This is a genomic window from Streptomyces sp. MMCC 100 (assembly GCF_041538145.2).
GTDB lineage: Bacteria > Actinomycetota > Actinomycetes > Streptomycetales > Streptomycetaceae > Streptomyces.
The window spans coordinates 3,194,947-3,210,332 of sequence record NZ_JBGORK020000001.1 but is presented as its reverse complement, the minus strand read 5'-3'; the positions used below and the strand labels follow the sequence as shown (position 1 = coordinate 3,210,332).

Below are 15,386 nucleotides of genomic sequence, written 5' to 3'. Positions count from 1 at the left end.
TACGTCTTCGTGCGGGCTCGAACCCCGTCCGGTCAGCGTCGTTCGAGCAGGTCCAGTGCCCTCTCCCAGCCGAACTCCGGGCGGTCCCCGTCCTCCCCCGCGTCCCCGGTGTACGGGTCGCCGAAGCGCACGCCCATGCCGCGCAGCCGGGCCAGGCTCTGACCGTACGCGGGGTGGGAGGCCAGCGCGTCGGCCACGCAGGGCAGGACGGCGACGGGGACACCCAGACCACTCGCCTCGCACAGGGTGGCCACGGCAAGGGTGTCGGCCAGGCCCGCGGCCCACTTGTTGATCGTGTTGAAGGTGGCGGGCGCGACCACGACGGCGTCGGGCGCCGGGAAGGGCCGCGGATCGCCCGGTGTGCGCCAGGCCGAGCGGACCGGGCGGCCGGTGCGCGCCTCGACGGCGGCCACGTCGAAGAAGCCGCCCATGGCGACCGGTGTCGCCAGGACCCCGACCTCCCAGCCGCGTTCCCGCGCCGCGTGGATCAGCCGGCCGACGTCTTCGGCCACGCCCGCGGCGCAGACGACGACGTAGAGGAAGGGGCTCGCGCCGTTGTCATTTCCCGCCTGTTCGCTCACCCCGGAACCCTACTCAACGGGCGTCGGACGCCGGCGTCGGGCCGGGAGCGAGGTGCGGGTGCCGGGGTCAGCCCACCCGCTCCGACACGGTGATCGCGCCCACGGGGCACGCGCGGGCCGCCTCCCGTACCAGCGCGCTGCCGCCGCCGTCCTCGCGGCCGGGCCTGAGTGTGCTGTAGCCGTCGTCGTCCTGGGTGAACACATCGGGGGCGGTCAGGGCGCACTGGCCCGCGCCGATGCAGGTGTCCTTGTCGATGCCGATACGCATGTGGCGACCCTCCTACCAGGTCACGGGGAGTTCCAGCATCCCCTGGATCGTGTCGCCGGGTTTGAAGGGGATCTCCTCCGCCGGGACGGCCGGTCGCAGCGTGGGCAGCCGCTCGAAGAGGGTGTGCAGGGCGATCTCCAGTTCGGCGCGGGCCAGGTTCTGACCGAGGCACTGGTGGATGCCGAATCCGAAGGCGACGTGGTGGCGGGCGGGGCGGTGCCAGTCGAGGGCGTCCGGGTCGGGGTAGACGGACTCGTCCCGGTTGATGACCGAGGTCGAGAAGACGACCGCGTCTCCGGCCCGGATGGTCTGCCCGTCCACCTCGATGTCCTCGGTGGCCATCCGCAGCAGCCCGTCCGCGATCGACAGGAGGCGCATCAGCTCCTCCACGGCGCCGGGCAGCAGGGCGGGATCCGCGCGCAGTTCGGCCAGCCGCCGGGGGTTGGTCAGGAGAGTGAAGGTGCCCAGCGAGATCATGTTGGCGGTCGTCTCGTGGCCCGCGACCAGCAGGATCACCGCGACCGCGATCAGCTGGTCGCGGTCGATGCCGCCCTCGTCCAGCTGCCGCCGGACCAGGTCGTCCAGCAGGCCGTCGCCGGGTGCCCTCCGCTTGTGGTCGACCAACTCCCCCAGATACGCCTCCAGTCGGTCGCGAGCGTCCTTGGTGTCGGCGGGCAGGGGGCCGCGCAGCAGCCGGCGGGACTGTTCCTCGAAGAAGTCGTGGTCGGCGTAGGGCACGCCGAGCAGCGCGCAGATCACCATCGAAGGCACGGGCAGCGCGAAGGCCGTCACCAGATCGACGGGCGGACCCTGCGCGATCATCGCGTCGAGCCGTTCGTCGACGATGCGCTGAATGCGCGGGCGCAGCGCGGCAGCGCGTTTGAGGGTGAACTCCGGGAGCACCATCTTGCGCTGGGCGCGATGTTCGGGGTCGTCCACGCCGAGCAGGGCGGCCCTGCGCCCGCGTACGGCGGCCAGACGCGCCGAGGTGGCGGGGAAGCCGTCGCGGGTGCGGTCGGTCGACAGGCGTTGGTCGGCCAGCAGCCGGCGGGCGGCGGCGTGTCCCGTCACCAGCCAGGCCGGGCGGCCGTCGTAGAGCGTGATCCGGGCCAGCGGCCGGGCGGCGCGCAGCGGGTCGTAGGCGGCGGGCGGGTGGTAGGGACAGGTCCGGTTCTGCGGGAAGGCGACGGGGTGCGCCGTTCCCGTGTCCGTCGTCGTGTCGGTGTCCGTCGTCGTGTCGGTGTCCGTCATGGAAGACCTCGCAGACGAAGAGAGCGTCGTACCGATCTTCATTAGATGCCTCGGGCATCTATGGGGCGATGGCAAGTTCGGCCAGATCGGTGGCGGGAGCAGACTGGCCGGGGATCACCGGTCAGGGGCGGCAGGAACCCTTCCGGGCGGTCGGGTCCGCGGCGCGAGTGGCGCGATCGGGACCTCCGGCGGCCCCGGCCGCGCCCTGGAACTGGCCGAGCGGCACGGTCCGACCGACCGGCGGCCGGAGTGGCTCCGTCCGGATGTCCGCGCGGCCACGGGGTACGAGGGGCAGGATGCGGTAAGGATGGTCACGCGCCGGTCGTTGGTGTCCACCGGTCCGGCCGGCCTCACGTCACGACGACTACGGACGGATGCACATGCCTCTTGACGGCGAGTACGAACCGAGCCCGACGCAGTGGGTGCGCGAACAGGTCGAGCTGTACGAGAGCTCGGGCGGCACCAAGGGCACGACTCTGAGGGACACCGGCCTGCCGGTGATCGTGCTGACCACCCGGGGCGCGCGGAGCGGCAAGCTGCGCAAGACGCCGCTGATGCGCGTCGAGCACGAGGGCCGCTATGCCGCGGTCGCCTCCCTGGGCGGGGCTCCCAAGCACCCGGTCTGGTACTTCAACGTGACCGCCGATCCCCGGGTGGAGCTCCAGGACGGCCCGGTGAAGCAGGACATGACGGCCCGTGAGGTGACCGGCGCGGAGAAGGCCGAGTGGTGGGAGCGCGCCGTCGCGGCGTTTCCGCCGTACGCCGACTACCAGGAGAAGACGGACCGGGAGATCCCCGTCTTCGTCCTGGAGCCGTCCGACGCGAGCTGAACCGGGCGCGCCGAAGTTTCCCGGATCGGTGTGCATGGACCGGCCCGTGCCGGGAACACGTTGTTCAGGCCCCGCCGCGTTCCCCCGTCGCGGCGGGGCCTTCCGCTGCCTCCCGCGTGGGCCGGTCCGTGACGTCGAGGAAGACCTGCCCCGCCTCGGGGACGGTGCGTGCGATCGACCTCTTGATGCGCACGGCGACCTCCTCCACCCGTTCGCTGTCCAGGCCCGGCACGAGATCGACGCGTGCGGCCACCAGGGTCGAGTCGAGGCCGGTCTTCATGGTGAACAGCGCCTCGACGCTGTCGATCTCGGGCTGGGCCCGCAGCAGCGCCCGGATCCGGCCGCTGGCCTCGGGGTCGGCGGCCTCGCCGATCAGCTGGTCGCGGGCCTCGCGGCCCAGCCGGTAGGCCACGTAGACGAGCAGTGCGCCGATGCCGAGCGAGGCACAGGCCTCCCACACCACCTGCCCGGTGACCATGTGCAGCGCCATGCCGGTCATGGCGAGGCTGACGCCGAGCACCGCGGTGCCGTCCTCGGCGACGACCGTGCGCAGCGCCGGGTCCCGCAGCCCGTCGGCGAGCCCGCCCTGGCCCCGCACCTGGTGCAGGGCCCGCAGCAGGGAGCCGCCCTCCGCCAGCAGGGCGATGCCGAGCACGATCAGACCGGCCACGTAGCCGCTGAGGCTCTCGTCCGCTCCGTTGCGCAGGGCCTCGGCGCCCTGGAAGAAGGAGAAGCAGCCGCCCATGACGAAGATGCCGACGGCCGCGAGCAGCGACCAGAAGAACCGTTCCTTCCCGTAGCCGAAGGGGTGCTTGCGGTCGGCGGGGCGACGGCTGCGGCGCAGTGCGGCAAGGAGGAAGATCTCGTTCAGGCTGTCCGCGACCGAGTGGGCCGCCTCCGACAGCAGCGCGGGCGACCCCGCGATGAACCCGCCGACCGCCTTGGCGACGGCGATGATCAAGTTGGCAGCCAGGGCCACGAGTACGGTGACGCGTGTCCTGCGGTCGGCCTTCCGGCCCGGCTTCTCTTCCCCGGCTGTCCCACTCACGAAGCCCCGACTGCCCCGGCCGGCGCGACTCACACCCCGCCTTGCGGGTGGCCACCAGTGCCGACGGGCGAAAACGGGGAACGCCTACACAGGGACACACGGACAGCGGAGAGGCAGTGCCATGAGCGGTGACGACGGGACCCCCGGCAACAGCGGCTACGGGACGAAGGCGTTCAAACGCTCCCGGAGCCATTTCGCGGACCGGATCACGGCGGACGGCCGGGACGGCTGGCCGGTGGAGGCCGGCCGCTACCGGCTGGTGGTGAGCCGCGCCTGTCCCTGGGCGAGCCGGGCCCTGGTCTCCCGGCGGCTGCTCGGTCTGGAGGACGCCCTGTCCCTGGCGGTCGCCGACCCGATCCAGGACGACCGCAGCTGGCGGTTCACGCTGGACCCGGACGGCCGGGACCCCGTCCTCGGCATCCGCTATCTCAGCGAGGCCTACGACCGGCGGGAGACCGGCTACCCGGGCGGGGTGAGCGTGCCCGCGGTCGTGGACGTGCCCAGCGGGAAGCTCGTGACCAACGACTACCAGCAGATCACGCTCGACCTCGCGACCGAGTGGACCTCCCTGCACCGGCCGGGTGCGCCCGACCTGTATCCGCAGGCCCTGCGCGACGAGATCGACACGGTGATGTCCGACGTGTACGAGGACGTCAACAACGGCGTGTACCGGGCGGGTTTCGCCACCGGCCAGGAGGAGTACGAGACCGCGTGCGCGGGGGTGTTCCGACGGCTGGAGCAGCTGACGCCCCGGCTGGAACGGCAGCGCTACCTGGTCGGCGACACGATCACGGAGGCGGACATCCGGCTGTTCACGACGCTGGTCCGCTTCGACGCGGTCTACCACGGCCACTTCAAGTGCAACCGCTGGAAGCTGATGGAGAACCCGGTGCTGTGGGGGTATGTCCGCGACCTGTTCCAGACGCCCGGATTCGGGGACACCGTCGACTTCGACCACATCAAACGCCACTACTACCAGGTGCACACCGGCATCAACCCGACCGGCATCGTGCCCATGGGCCCGGACCTGACCGGCTGGCTCACGCCCCACCACCGGCAGGAACTGGGCGGCCGTCCGTTCGGCGACGGCACCCCGCCGGGGCCGGTCCGGGCCGACGAGGAGGTACCGGTACGGGGCAGGCCCTGACCCGGTACGCATACGACTGCAAGCACACAGAAGGCTAGGAGATTCCCATGGCGAAGACAGCGAAGAAGAAGAAGCTCCCCCTCGCCTACAAGCCCGTCGGCTTCGCGCTCGGCTGGCTGGGCGGCACGCTGGCCGGGATGACGTTCCAGAAGACCTGGAAGGTGATCCGGCACGAGGACGACGCACCCGACGCGCTGGACCCGGACCGCGGCTGGGGCGAGATCCTGCTGGCCGCGGCGATCCAGGGCGCCATCTTCGCCGCGGTGCGCAGCGCCGTGGACCGCACGGGCGCCAAGGTCATCCAGCGATCCACCGGGGCCTGGCCGGTCGCCGGGAGCGGCGGCCGGGACTGACCCCCCGCGGACGCCCCCTATCCCTGTTTGGGTGCCGTGGACGCGAGGGCGTGGCGGAGGGTGAAGGAGTGGCCGGCCGGGTCGGAGAAGCCGCGTTCCTCGTGCGGGCCGGCCGGGTCCTTCGCCTCCACCGGCCGCCCGCCGAGCCCCACGATCACGCGTTCGGCCTCGTCCAGGTCCGCCACCACGAAGTCCAGGTGGACCTGGAGGGAGTTCTCCGGGCGCGGCCAGCTCGGCGGGGTGGCGTTCACGTCCCGCCGGAAGGCCATGCGGAAACCGCGGGGGCCCTCGATCTCGATCCGGTTGGCGCTCACTTCGCTCTCCTCCGCCCCCAGCAGCCCCTTGTAGAACTCGGCGAGCCGCTCGGGTTCGGCGCAGTCGAGCACCACGACGCCCGCGTTGACCAGTGCCATGTCTCCTCCGATGGGTCGCGGGCGTGGGACGTCGTGCCCCGTGCCCCCTGTCTTGCGGATATCCCGGCCCGGCCGAATCAGTCGGGCGGGCAGTCACCGGCCGTCACGCGGCGGTTCACGCCGGCTCCCGGTGCCGGGCGGCACCGGGAATGGCACGATCATGTCGGAGGTTGCAGACCGTGCCACCGTTCCCTCCCCGAGTTGAGAGGTCCCGATGAACACCATGCGCGCCATCAGCCAGGACGTACTCGGCGGTCCCGAGGTCCTGAAGGAGGTGCGGCTCGAGCGCCCCGAGCCACGCCCGAACGAGGTGCTGGTGCGGGTGCGTGCCGCCGGGGTGAACCCGACCGACTGGAAGCACCGGGCGACCGGCGCCTTCCTCGGCGAACCTCCGTTCGTCCTGGGCTGGGACGTGTCGGGCGTGGTGGAGTCGGTGGGGATCGGCGTCGCCGCGTTCCAGCCGGGTGACGAGGTCTTCGGCATGCTGTCCTACCCCTTCGGCCACGGTTCCCATGCGGAGTACGTCACCGCTCCGGCGCGCACCTTCACCCGCAAGCCGGCCGGGATCGACCACGTCCAGGCGGGCGCGCTGCCGCTGGTGTCGCTGACGGCGTGGCAGGCCCTGGTGGAGCGCGCGGACGTGCAGCCGGGGCAACGGGTGCTCATCCATGCGGCGGCCGGCGGTGTGGGCCATGCGGCGGTGCAGATCGCCAAGGCCCGGGGCGCCCATGTGATCGGTACCGCCAGCGCCGGCAAGCACGAGTTCCTGCGCTCACTCGGGGCGGACGAGACCGTGGACTACCGGGAGACGGACTTCACCGAGGCCGTGAAGGACGTCGACGTCGTCCTGGACACGATCGGCGGCGACACGTCCCTGCGGTCCCTGCGGGTGCTGCGTCCGGGTGGAGTCGTGGTGTCGATCCTGGCCTTCGGGGCGGAGGAGTTCGTCGAGGAGGCCGGCCGGCTCGGCGTACGGGCGGTGCCGATGCTGGTGGACGCCGACCGGGCGGACATGGAGGAGATCGCCCACCTGGTCGAATCGGGGAAGTTGCGGGCCACGATCGCGGAGACGTTCCCGCTGGCGGAGGCGGCGCGGGCGCACGAGCTGGGCGAGACCGGTCGTACGACGGGCAAGCTCGTCCTCGTGGTCGACTGACCGTTCGGTCCTCCGGCTCGCGGACGGGTCGCGGGGCCCCACCGGCGTGGGCGTCAGCGTGAGATTTCGCTGACATATGTCAATCGAACATGCTCAAACTCGCTCGATCGGGGTAACTTTCCGAACGGACTGGGTAGTTGAGCCACCGGAAGCAGGCCGGAACGGGCCCGCAACAGGCTGGAGGCAAGGTTCGTGCGGCAGGAATCGGCGTCGCCCACCCGGCACCTCCGTGTGCGCCACCACCGGGGGCACACGGTGCTGGAGTTCCGGGGCGAGATCGACATCGCCTCGGCGGCGGAGATCACCCCGCACCTGGACCGGGAGACCCGGCGCCCCGGCGCCCGGGTGGTCCTGGACCTCGGCGGCATCGACTTCTTCGACTGCTCCGGGCTGCGCCTGCTGTACCGGGCCCGCAGCCAGGTGCTCGAACAGGGCGGGCAGGTGCACCTGGTGTGCGCCCACCCGCTGACCCTGCGCATGCTGCGGATCACCGGTCTGGGGCGGCTGCTGCCGCCTTGGCCGACCCTGGACGAGGCCCTCGGCGTCAGCCGGCCGGCCGGGCGTCGAACAGGGCGCTGACCGACTCGCCGTTGTGGATGCGGCGCACCGCCTCGGCGAGCGCCGGGGCGATGGACAGGATCCGCAGCTTGTCCGTGTGGTCGTCCACCGGCACCGGCACGGTGTTGGTGCACACGATCTCCAGCACGTCCGGCTGCTCGCTGAGCCGCCCCAGCGCACCGGCCGCGAACAGCCCGTGCGTACAGGCGAGGCGGATGGTGCGCGGGCCCGCCTCCCGCAGCCGGTCGAGGAGTTCCAGCACTGTGCTGCCCTTGGCGATCTCGTCGTCGAGCACGATCACGTCCCGCCCCGCGACGTCCCCGATCACCGAGCTGATGCTGACCCGGTCGTCGGCGTACCGCTGCTTCGCGCCGGCCGCCACCTGGGCGCCGAGCATCCGGGCGAACGCGGCGGCCTCCTTGGCGTTGCCCAGGTCCGGCGAGACGACGGTGGCGCGGGAGAGGTCGTACTGCCGGAAGTGCGCGGCGAGTTCCCGCAGCGCGTGCAGGTGGTCGACCGGGACCGAGAAGAAGCCGTGCACCTGGGGCGAGTGCAGGGTCATGGCGAGGACCCGGCTCGCTCCCGCCGCCACCAGCAGGTCGGCCACCAGGCGCCCGCCCAGCGAGATGCGCGGCGCGTCCTTCTTGTCGGAGCGGGCGTAGGAGTAGTGCGGCATGACCACGGTGATGCGGCCGGCCGACGCCCCGCGGGCCGCGTCGCACATCAGGAGCAGCTCGACGAGGTGTTCCTGGACCGGCTTGACCAGCGGCTGGACGAGGAACACGTCCCGCTCGCGGCAGTTCGCCATCAGCTGCACCTCGAGGCAGTCGTTGGCGAACCGGCTGACCCGGGTGGGACTGAGCGGCACGCCCAGCTGGGCACAGACCTCCTCGGCCAGCTCGGGGTGGGCACTACCGCTGAACACGGCGATGTCTCGCACGGACCGCTCCTCGCGTGATCCTGTCCGGCCGGGATCCCCAGCTTACGGAAATCCTGTTGCGCCGCTCCCGGGACCCCGCGCCATGATGGCGCCGTCCGCGGTCCCTCCGCTCCTCACACGTCAGGACTCCTCGCATGCGCCGACTCCTCGGAATCCCCCAGTGCCCCTTCCGGCCCACGGCTTTCGAGGACTCGTCCACGCATGCGCACCCTGAACATCGGCATCCTGGCCCACGTCGACGCCGGTAAGACCAGCCTCACCGAACGGCTCCTGTTCGACCACGGCGCCATCGCCCGGCTCGGCAGCGTCGACACCGGCGACACCGTGACCGACGACGGCGGCATCGAGCGCCGCCGCGGCATCACCGTCCGCTCCGCCGTCGCCGCCTTCACCGTCGGCGACACACGCGTCAACCTGATCGACACCCCGGGACACTCCGACTTCGTCGCGGAGGTCGAGCGCGCCCTGGAGGTGCTCGACGGCGCGGTGCTGCTGCTGTCCGCCGTCGAGGGCGTACAGGCGCGCACCCGCGTCCTCATGCGCACCCTGCGGCGGCTGCGGCTGCCCACCCTCGTGTTCGTCAACAAGATCGACCGGGCCGGCGCGCGGACCGACGGCCTGCTCGACGACGTCCGGCGCCTGCTGACGCCGCACGTCGCGCCGCTCACCGAGGTGACGGGCGCGGGCTCCCACCACGCCCGGGTCATCCGCCGCCCGCCCGACGGGCGGACCGCACAGGCGCTCGCCGAGGTCGACCCGGACGTCCTGGCCGCGCTGGTGGACGGCCCCGAGCCGACCGCGGGGGAACTGGCCGCCGCCCTGGCCTCGCGTACCGCCGACGGCTCGTTCCACCCGCTGTTCCACGGCTCCGCGCTCGGCGGCCAGGGCGTCGCGGAGCTGGTCGCGGGCGTCGTCGCGCTGGTCCCGGCCGCCGCGCCCGGCACGGCCGGAGCCGCGGAACCGCGCGGCACGGTGTTCGCCGTACGCCCCGGGCCCGCAGGCGAGCGCACGGCGTACCTCAGGCTGTACGCCGGTGAGGTGCGCCCGCGCCGGCGGCTGACGTTCCTGCGGCGCGAGTCCGACGGGCGGACCACCGAGGTCTCCGGCCGGGTGACCCGCCTCGACGTGGTCGGCGGGGACGCCACACTCACCGCCGGGAACATCGCCGCGCTCACGGTCCCCGGGGGCCTGCGCGTCGGCGACCGGCTCGGTGAGCCGGCCGACCGCGCACCGCAGTTCGCGCCGCCGACCCTGCAGACGCTGGTCCGGGCCCGGCACCCGGAGCAGGCGGCAAAGCTGCGCTCGGCCCTGCTGGCGCTGGCCGACCAGGATCCGCTGCTGCACGCCCGCCCGGCGGCGTCCGGCGCCACCGCGCTGCTCCTGTACGGCGAGGTCCAGATGGAGGTGCTCGCGGCGACGCTGGCCGAGGAGTTCGGCGTCGAGGCGGAGTTCGCGCCCGGACGGGTCCGGTTCCTGGAGCGCCCGGCCGGCACCGGTGAGGCCGCGGAGGAGATGCCGTGGCTCGACCACACCCGGTACTGGGCGACGATCGGGCTGCGCGTCGAGCCGGGTCCGTACGGTTCGGGCGGGGTGTTCGCATACGAGACGGAACTCGGCGCGCTGCCCCGCGCCTTCCACCAGGCGGTCGAGGAGACGGTCCACGCCACGCTGCTGACCGGGCTGACCGGGGCCGCGGTCACCGACTACCGGGTGACGCTGACCCGCTCCGGTTTCGTCGCGCTCAGCACCGCCGCCGACTTCCGCGGGCTGACGCCGATCGTGCTGTGCCGCGCCCTCGCCCGGGCCGGGACCGTGCTGTACGAGCCGTACCTCGCCTTCGAGGCGGAGGTCCCGCCGGACGCGCTGGCGGCCGTGACGGCCCTGCTGGCCTCGCTGGGCGCGGACTTCACCGGGACGGTGGGCGGCGACCCTGCCTGGATCGTCACCGGCGAGCTGCCGGCCCGGCGGGTGCGGGAGGCCGAGCTGCGGCTGCCGGGGCTCACGCGCGGGGAGGCCGTCTGGTCCTCGCGCCGGTCCGCCGACCGTCCGCTCAAGCCGGGGCGCTGAGCCGCCGCCGTGCACCCCGCGTACTCCCTCTCCCCGTGCCGTGCTCCAACTGCGCTGTCTGGCGCGGGAGATGGGGGGCATGCGGGTGAGTAGGAAGGAGGGCCGTCGCCATGACGACTCCCGTCAGGAAGCCCACGAGTTCCGTCGAGCGGCCCGCGAGGCGCATGCCCGGCTGGGCGAAGGCGCTGACCGCGGTGGTGCTGGTGCTCGTCGTGCTGTTCGCGGGGCTGCGGCTGAGTGTCGTACCGGGGCTGAAGGACCTGTTCGGCTCCGAGACCCACGACCGTTCGGGTCCCGCGCTGCTGCAGTCCGTCCAGGACATCAGCCGTTACGATGCCGCGTCCGGCAACTTCCAGGTCGTCGTGGACCTGGAGAAGGACGCCAAGTTCCTGCCCGACGCGATCCGCGGCACCCGCACCCTGTACGTCGGGGCGGGCACCGTCGACGCCTACGTCGACCTCGGGAAGGTGGGCGAGGACGACGTGGCGGTCGACGAGGAGCGGACGTCGGCCACGCTGCGGCTGCCGCACGCGGCGCTGGGCGAGCCGGCCCTCGACCCCGACCGTTCCTACGCCGTCTCCAAGCAGCGCGGGCTGCTCGACCGGCTCGGCGACCTGTTCTCGGACAACCCGAACGGCGAGCAGGCCGTGCAGAAGCTCGCGGCCCGGCACATCGGTGACGCGGCGAAGGACAGTGAGCTGAAGGCGCGTGCCGAGAGCAACACCACCGCCATGCTCCGGGGGCTGCTGACCTCCCTCGGCTTCGAGAAGGTGCGGGTGACGTACGGGACGTGAGCTCTTCCCGCGGACACCGCCCGGTTCACCCGGACAGGACCGCCGGGAGCGCCAGCACTCCCAGCACGGTGGTGCCCACCAGCAGCCACGCCACGTAGTCACCGACGTGCCCGGACTGCAGCCGCCGCAGTACCGTCGCCCAGCCCGGTGCGATGAGCCGCCCCGGGCGGGCGACGGCGACGGCCGCCAGGGCCACGGCCAGGACGGTCGACAGCAGTCCCAGGCCGACGCCCAGGGGCGTCCAGTGCGCGGAGGTGTGAACCAGTCCGGCGGTGGTGGCCTCGCCCATGGCGTGGGCCACCGCGTCACCGAAGCCGGGGACGGCGCCGGCGGCGAGGGCCCCGGCCAGCAGGAGGGCGGGGACCGTCGTCATGGTGTCGGGCACCCGGCCGAGGCGCTGCGTGGTTTCGGGCTCCTCCCCGGAGCCCGTCGTCTCGTCCGGGTCGGCGGCGCCCTCTCCCCCGGCGTCCCGCGGTGCCGGGCCGAGCCCCCAGAACACCCGTGCCGCGACCCGCAGTACGGCGGCCGCGGTCACCGCGCTCGCCAGGACGTAGAGCACGGTGAGCGGGCCGCCCACCGCCTCCTCGGCGATGGACTTGCCGAGCGCCGTGCCGAACGGTGGCAGCCCCGCGAGGCCCAGCGCGCCGACGACGACCATCACGGCGACGCCGCGCAACGGGCGGGCGCGGCCGTGCAGGACGTGTTCGTCGACGCTGCCGTAGCGGTCCAGGAGGATGCCCGCGCAGGCGAACAGCGCGGCCTTCACCCCGGCGTGCCCGACGACGTACAGCGCGACCCCGTCGTCGCCCTCGGGCGTGAGGGTGCCGATACCGAGCAGGAACAGGCCGGTGTGCGCGATCGTCGAGTACGCGAGGAGCCGTTTGATGTGCCGCTGGTGCCAGCACATCACCGCGCCGATCACCGCCGTCAGCGCGCCCAGCACCGTCAGGACCCGCTCCGCGTCGGCGGCGGGCAGTCCGCCGGGACCGGAGAACACGGTGTCGTAGACGCGCCAGACGCCGAAGACGCCCAGCTCGACCATGACGCCGGACAGCAGCATGCACACCGGGGTGGGGGCGACCGCGTGCGCGTCCGGCAGCCAGAACTGGAACGGGACGGCCGCCGCCTTGACCAGCAGCCCGGTCAGGACGAGGACGAAGCCGGCCAGCACCAGCGCGTCGGGAGGCCCGTGGGAGTCCAGCGCACCGCCGATCTCCGTCAGGGCGAGCTCCCCGGTGCGGGCGTAGAGCAGGGCGATGCCCATGAGCAGGGCGTAGGCCCCCAGCGAGTTGACCACCGCGAAGGCCAGCGCGCCCTGTACGGCCCTCGCCTCCTCGACCCGGTGGCCGGTCAGGGCGTAGGCGACGACGCTCATCAGCTCGAACCAGACGAACGCGTTGAACAGGTCGCCCGCGATCGCGAAGCCGCACATGCCGGCCTGGAAGACCAGCACGAGCGCCGGGAAGGCCCCGGCGTGGCCGTGCGGCGGTTCGTCGAAGGAGCGCCACGAGTAGGCGAGGGCGGCCAGGGTCAGCACGGACACCAGCGCGGCCATGCCGAGCCCGGGTCCGTCGCCGGTCAGGACGATGCCGACGCTGTGGCCTTCCACGGGCTCCCAGCCGCCCGCCCACTCGGTCAGCGGCGGGGAGGAGTGCGTCAGCAGGAGGACCGCTAGCGCCGCGGTGCCGGCCGCGACGGCGCAGGCCACGCTCTCCGCGACGAAGCGGGGCACGAGCCGGCCCCCGGCGGCGAGCAGGGCGGCGCCGAGCAGCGGGACGGCGACGAGGAGGGGCAGCAGGTGGTGCATCAGCCGCGCAGCTCGCTCAGTTCGTCGGGGTCGACCGTGCCGTGCCGCTTGGCGACCTGCACGACCAGGGCCAGCAGGAGGGCGGTGACGGTGGCGCCGACGACGACGTCGGTCAGGGCGAGGGCCTGGACCACGGGGTCGACCACCGGCCGGGAGCCGGGTGTGATGTCGGAGAACACCGGCGCGGTGGCGCCGTCGCGGTAGCCGACGGCCAGCAGCAGGACGTAGGTGGCGGCCTGGCACACGGACAGACAGCCGACGGCGTGGATGAGGTTGCGGCTGGTGGCCAGGCCGTAGCAGCCGGCCAGGAAGACCCAGGCGGCGACCAGGTAGGGCAGTACGTGCGTCAGGGCGGTCATGGCGCTCTCACTTCCCGCGCTTGTCAAAGGTGTCGTGGCTGTCGCCGCTCTCGCCCTGGTCCACGATCTCCACGGCCTGGTCCAGGAACCCGGCGAGCAGGACGACGACCGCGCAGGCGACCTCCATGCCGATCGCGGCGTTCAGCAGCGGGACGGTGCCGCCGGAGGCGAGGGTGTTGAACGTGCCGTACGGCAGCAGCGTGTTGGCGAGGAAGGCGGAGCCCCCGAGCAGGGCGGCGAGGCCGGTGACGAGGTAGGCGGAGGCGGCGAGCGCGTCGCCCGCCTCGTAGGGGGCGATGGGCCGCACACGTTCGAGGGCGCGGTAGTCGGCGCCCAGGTACAGCAGGTGCAGGGCGGTGGCCGCGACGACGCCGCCCTGGAAGCCGCCGCCGGGGCTGACCTGGCCGTGGGCGACGACGTAGAGGCCGGTCAGCAGGGCGACGGGCAGGACGAGCAGGGTGTAGCGGCGCACGGGCCGGGAGACGGCGGCGGGTTCGGGAGCGGCCCGGTGTTCGTCGCGGGTCTGGCGCAGCAGGACCACGCTGCCGAGGACCGCCGCGAACAGGATGCTCATCTCGCCGAGCGTGTCGAAGGCCCGCTGGTCGAAGGTGACGGAGGCGACGGTGTTGGCGGTGTGCCGGCTCAGGGAAGCCTCGACGGCCCGGTCGCCGTAGGGGTGGCGGTCGCCGCCGAAGCCGGGCAGGCGCAGGCAGGCGGCCACGAGGAGCGCGGCGAGGCCGGCGCCGCCCACGGCCACCAGCCACAGCCGCATGCGTGAGCTCACGATCCGCTCTCCCTTCCGCGCTGCCCGGCGTGCCCGGCCTGACCGCGCTGCCCGCCCCGACCTCGCCTGCGCACCTTGCGGACCGTCAGCAGCAGGAGGAGAGGGGTCAGGGCGGAGCCCACCGCCAGCTGCGACAGACCGACGTCGGGTGCCTGGAGCACGGTGAACAGCACGGCCAGGACGACGCCGAGGACGGCCAGGACCAGGGACTGGCGCACGGGGTCGCGGACGGCCACCGCCGCCGTGGCGGACGCGGCGACCAGCAGCAGCGCGACGACGGTCACGGTTTCAGTCACGACGACCCTCCTGCATCCCGCCGGCGAGGGCGCGGGAGGCGACCAGGTTGCCGCCGACCAGCAGCGCCCCGATCACCAGCAGCTTGATCAGGGCCCTGCCCGGCCCGGTGGCAACGCCCACCGCCACCACGACCCCGGCGCCGAGGGCCGCGGCCGTCCAGGTCGGGCCCCGGGCGTGCGGCGGGTCGTCGGCCAGGTCGTCGGCGAGCAGCCGGGCGAACACGAGCGTGCCGACCGGCCCGAGGACGGCGAGCACCAGGGCGAGGTCGACGTACGCGGGGCGGTCGTAGCCCTGGGCGAGCAGCAGGAGGGCCGGGCAGGCGAGCGCGGTGGAGAGGTTCTGGGCGGTGGCGCGGCGGCGCAGGGGCCCGGTCGCCACGCCCCACAGGGTGGCACCGACTCCGGCGGCGAGGACGACGACGGCGGCGAGGATCCAGCCGTTCACCGCCCGGTCACCGCCTGCCGAGCGCCGCGCGCCACGAGCGCCGTCACGGCCGAGGCGCCCGCGCCCACGGCGAGTTCCAGGGGGTCGACGGTGCTGACGAGGACCAGCCAGAGCGCGGCGAGCGGGACCCACCACGCGGCCACCTCGGCCACGGCGAGGAGTGTCCTACGGCCCTTCACACGCCACCTCCACGGCCCGTCACGGCCGGGCCCGGTGTTTCGACCCCGGATGCCCTTTGTGCCGCTCCTATTGCTTTTCGTTCCGACTTCGCCGTCATCCAAGCACCGTG

The 15,386-nt window shown here is 73.2% G+C and carries 19 protein-coding genes; 7 read left to right on the top strand and 12 right to left on the bottom strand.

Translation table 11 applies throughout. The features are described 5' to 3' along the window. Positions 1–32: 32 nt before the first annotated feature. From ABS735_RS14900 to ABS735_RS14890, 3 genes are all read right to left on the bottom strand, one after another. Entirely contained in the window at positions 33–581 is a 549-nt protein-coding gene (locus tag ABS735_RS14900; protein ID WP_373905695.1) for a flavoprotein, read from the bottom strand. A 67-nt stretch (positions 582–648) separates the two neighbouring features. Further along, on the bottom strand, positions 649–849 hold the full coding sequence (locus tag ABS735_RS14895; protein WP_007389386.1) for a ferredoxin: 201 nt from the start codon (positions 847–849) through the stop codon (positions 649–651). Between the two features lie 12 nt (positions 850–861). Beyond that, positions 862–2,100, bottom strand: a complete 1,239-nt coding sequence (locus ABS735_RS14890; RefSeq protein ID WP_373905696.1) for a cytochrome P450 — start codon at positions 2,098–2,100, stop codon at positions 862–864. 380 nt (positions 2,101–2,480) lie between these two features. Here ABS735_RS14890 and ABS735_RS14885 point away from each other — a divergent pair, with 380 nt between their 5' ends. Further along, complete coding sequence (locus tag ABS735_RS14885) at positions 2,481–2,930, top strand: nitroreductase family deazaflavin-dependent oxidoreductase (RefSeq protein ID WP_373905697.1); 450 nt, start codon at positions 2,481–2,483, stop codon at positions 2,928–2,930. 64 nt (positions 2,931–2,994) lie between these two features. On the opposite strand, the gene ABS735_RS14880 is transcribed toward ABS735_RS14885, so the two are convergent. Further along, positions 2,995–3,909, bottom strand: coding sequence for a cation diffusion facilitator family transporter (locus ABS735_RS14880; RefSeq protein WP_373905698.1), 915 nt, complete (start codon positions 3,907–3,909; stop codon positions 2,995–2,997). Between the two features lie 190 nt (positions 3,910–4,099). Here ABS735_RS14880 and ABS735_RS14875 point away from each other — a divergent pair, with 190 nt between their 5' ends. Together ABS735_RS14875 and ABS735_RS14870 are read left to right on the top strand one after the other, a co-directional pair. Further along, on the top strand, positions 4,100–5,125 hold the full coding sequence (locus ABS735_RS14875; RefSeq protein WP_373905699.1) for a glutathione S-transferase family protein: 1,026 nt from the start codon (positions 4,100–4,102) through the stop codon (positions 5,123–5,125). A 47-nt stretch (positions 5,126–5,172) separates the two neighbouring features. After that, a complete protein-coding gene (locus ABS735_RS14870) occupies positions 5,173–5,478 on the top strand; it encodes a DUF4235 domain-containing protein (RefSeq protein WP_373905700.1) in 306 nt (101 codons plus the stop codon). 17 nt (positions 5,479–5,495) lie between these two features. Here the strand turns inward: ABS735_RS14870 and ABS735_RS14865 are convergent, their stop codons facing one another. After that, on the bottom strand, positions 5,496–5,891 hold the full coding sequence (locus tag ABS735_RS14865; protein WP_373905701.1) for a VOC family protein: 396 nt from the start codon (positions 5,889–5,891) through the stop codon (positions 5,496–5,498). 214 nt (positions 5,892–6,105) lie between these two features. On the opposite strand from ABS735_RS14865, the gene ABS735_RS14860 reads away from it, so the two are divergent. Together ABS735_RS14860 and ABS735_RS14855 are read left to right on the top strand one after the other, a co-directional pair. Then, entirely contained in the window at positions 6,106–7,047 is a 942-nt protein-coding gene (locus ABS735_RS14860; RefSeq protein ID WP_373905702.1) for an NADP-dependent oxidoreductase, read from the top strand. A 192-nt stretch (positions 7,048–7,239) separates the two neighbouring features. Further along, entirely contained in the window at positions 7,240–7,626 is a 387-nt protein-coding gene (locus ABS735_RS14855; RefSeq protein ID WP_373905703.1) for an anti-sigma factor antagonist, read from the top strand. On the opposite strand, the gene ABS735_RS14850 is transcribed toward ABS735_RS14855, so the two are convergent. Beyond that, positions 7,592–8,545 carry a ribose-phosphate diphosphokinase gene (locus ABS735_RS14850; protein WP_373905704.1) on the bottom strand — a complete coding sequence of 318 codons (954 nt, stop codon included), beginning with the start codon at positions 8,543–8,545 and terminating at the stop codon, positions 7,592–7,594. The two genes, ABS735_RS14855 and ABS735_RS14850, sit on opposite strands and share 35 nt — an antisense overlap. A 201-nt stretch (positions 8,546–8,746) precedes the next feature. Between ABS735_RS14850 and otr(A) the strand changes: the two genes are divergently transcribed. Next, on the top strand, positions 8,747–10,612 hold the full coding sequence (gene otr(A), locus ABS735_RS14845) for a tetracycline resistance ribosomal protection protein Otr(A) (protein WP_373905705.1): 1,866 nt from the start codon (positions 8,747–8,749) through the stop codon (positions 10,610–10,612). Positions 10,613–10,722: 110 nt separating this feature from the next. Further along, the gene (locus ABS735_RS14840) at positions 10,723–11,406 is read left to right on the top strand and encodes a DUF4230 domain-containing protein (protein ID WP_373905706.1); all 684 of its coding nucleotides are present in this window, start codon (positions 10,723–10,725) and stop codon (positions 11,404–11,406) included. Positions 11,407–11,431: 25 nt separating this feature from the next. On the opposite strand, the gene ABS735_RS14835 is transcribed toward ABS735_RS14840, so the two are convergent. The 6 genes from ABS735_RS14835 to ABS735_RS14810 are packed head-to-tail and all read right to left on the bottom strand — an operon-like array spanning position 11,432 to position 15,276. Beyond that, positions 11,432–13,213, bottom strand: a complete 1,782-nt coding sequence (locus tag ABS735_RS14835; RefSeq protein WP_373905707.1) for a complex I subunit 5 family protein — start codon at positions 13,211–13,213, stop codon at positions 11,432–11,434. Next, the gene (locus ABS735_RS14830; RefSeq protein ID WP_373905708.1) at positions 13,213–13,572 is read right to left on the bottom strand and encodes a sodium:proton antiporter; all 360 of its coding nucleotides are present in this window, start codon (positions 13,570–13,572) and stop codon (positions 13,213–13,215) included. The genes ABS735_RS14835 and ABS735_RS14830 overlap by 1 nt, the downstream gene beginning before the upstream one ends. 7 nt (positions 13,573–13,579) lie before the next feature. Then, positions 13,580–14,356 (bottom strand): MnhB domain-containing protein, encoded by a 777-nt coding sequence (locus ABS735_RS14825; RefSeq protein ID WP_373905709.1) that lies wholly within the window; start codon positions 14,354–14,356, stop codon positions 13,580–13,582. After that, a complete protein-coding gene (locus ABS735_RS14820) occupies positions 14,353–14,652 on the bottom strand; it encodes a hydrogenase subunit MbhD domain-containing protein (RefSeq protein ID WP_373905710.1) in 300 nt (99 codons plus the stop codon). The genes ABS735_RS14825 and ABS735_RS14820 overlap by 4 nt, the downstream gene beginning before the upstream one ends. Continuing rightward, positions 14,645–15,097 carry an MrpF/PhaF family protein gene (locus ABS735_RS14815; protein WP_373905711.1) on the bottom strand — a complete coding sequence of 151 codons (453 nt, stop codon included), beginning with the start codon at positions 15,095–15,097 and terminating at the stop codon, positions 14,645–14,647. The genes ABS735_RS14820 and ABS735_RS14815 overlap by 8 nt, the downstream gene beginning before the upstream one ends. Further along, positions 15,094–15,276, bottom strand: a complete 183-nt coding sequence (locus tag ABS735_RS14810) for a hypothetical protein (RefSeq protein WP_373905712.1) — start codon at positions 15,274–15,276, stop codon at positions 15,094–15,096. The genes ABS735_RS14815 and ABS735_RS14810 overlap by 4 nt, the downstream gene beginning before the upstream one ends. Positions 15,277–15,386 lie beyond the last annotated feature (110 nt).

Bases quoted from the DNA above. Each gene is read 5' to 3' on its own strand.
- ABS735_RS14840 (WP_373905706.1), top strand. From the start codon at position 10,723: ATGACGACTCCCGTCAGGAAGCCCACGAGTTCCGTCGAGCGGCCCGCG.
- ABS735_RS14835 (WP_373905707.1), bottom strand. From the start codon at position 13,213: ATGCACCACCTGCTGCCCCTCCTCGTCGCCGTCCCGCTGCTCGGCGCC.
- ABS735_RS14890 (WP_373905696.1), bottom strand. From the start codon at position 2,100: ATGACGGACACCGACACGACGACGGACACCGACACGACGACGGACACG.
- ABS735_RS14875 (WP_373905699.1), top strand. From the start codon at position 4,100: ATGAGCGGTGACGACGGGACCCCCGGCAACAGCGGCTACGGGACGAAG.
- ABS735_RS14885 (WP_373905697.1), top strand. From the start codon at position 2,481: ATGCCTCTTGACGGCGAGTACGAACCGAGCCCGACGCAGTGGGTGCGC.
- ABS735_RS14895 (WP_007389386.1), bottom strand. From the start codon at position 849: ATGCGTATCGGCATCGACAAGGACACCTGCATCGGCGCGGGCCAGTGC.
- ABS735_RS14870 (WP_373905700.1), top strand. From the start codon at position 5,173: ATGGCGAAGACAGCGAAGAAGAAGAAGCTCCCCCTCGCCTACAAGCCC.
- ABS735_RS14830 (WP_373905708.1), bottom strand. From the start codon at position 13,572: ATGACCGCCCTGACGCACGTACTGCCCTACCTGGTCGCCGCCTGGGTC.
- ABS735_RS14865 (WP_373905701.1), bottom strand. From the start codon at position 5,891: ATGGCACTGGTCAACGCGGGCGTCGTGGTGCTCGACTGCGCCGAACCC.
- ABS735_RS14860 (WP_373905702.1), top strand. From the start codon at position 6,106: ATGAACACCATGCGCGCCATCAGCCAGGACGTACTCGGCGGTCCCGAG.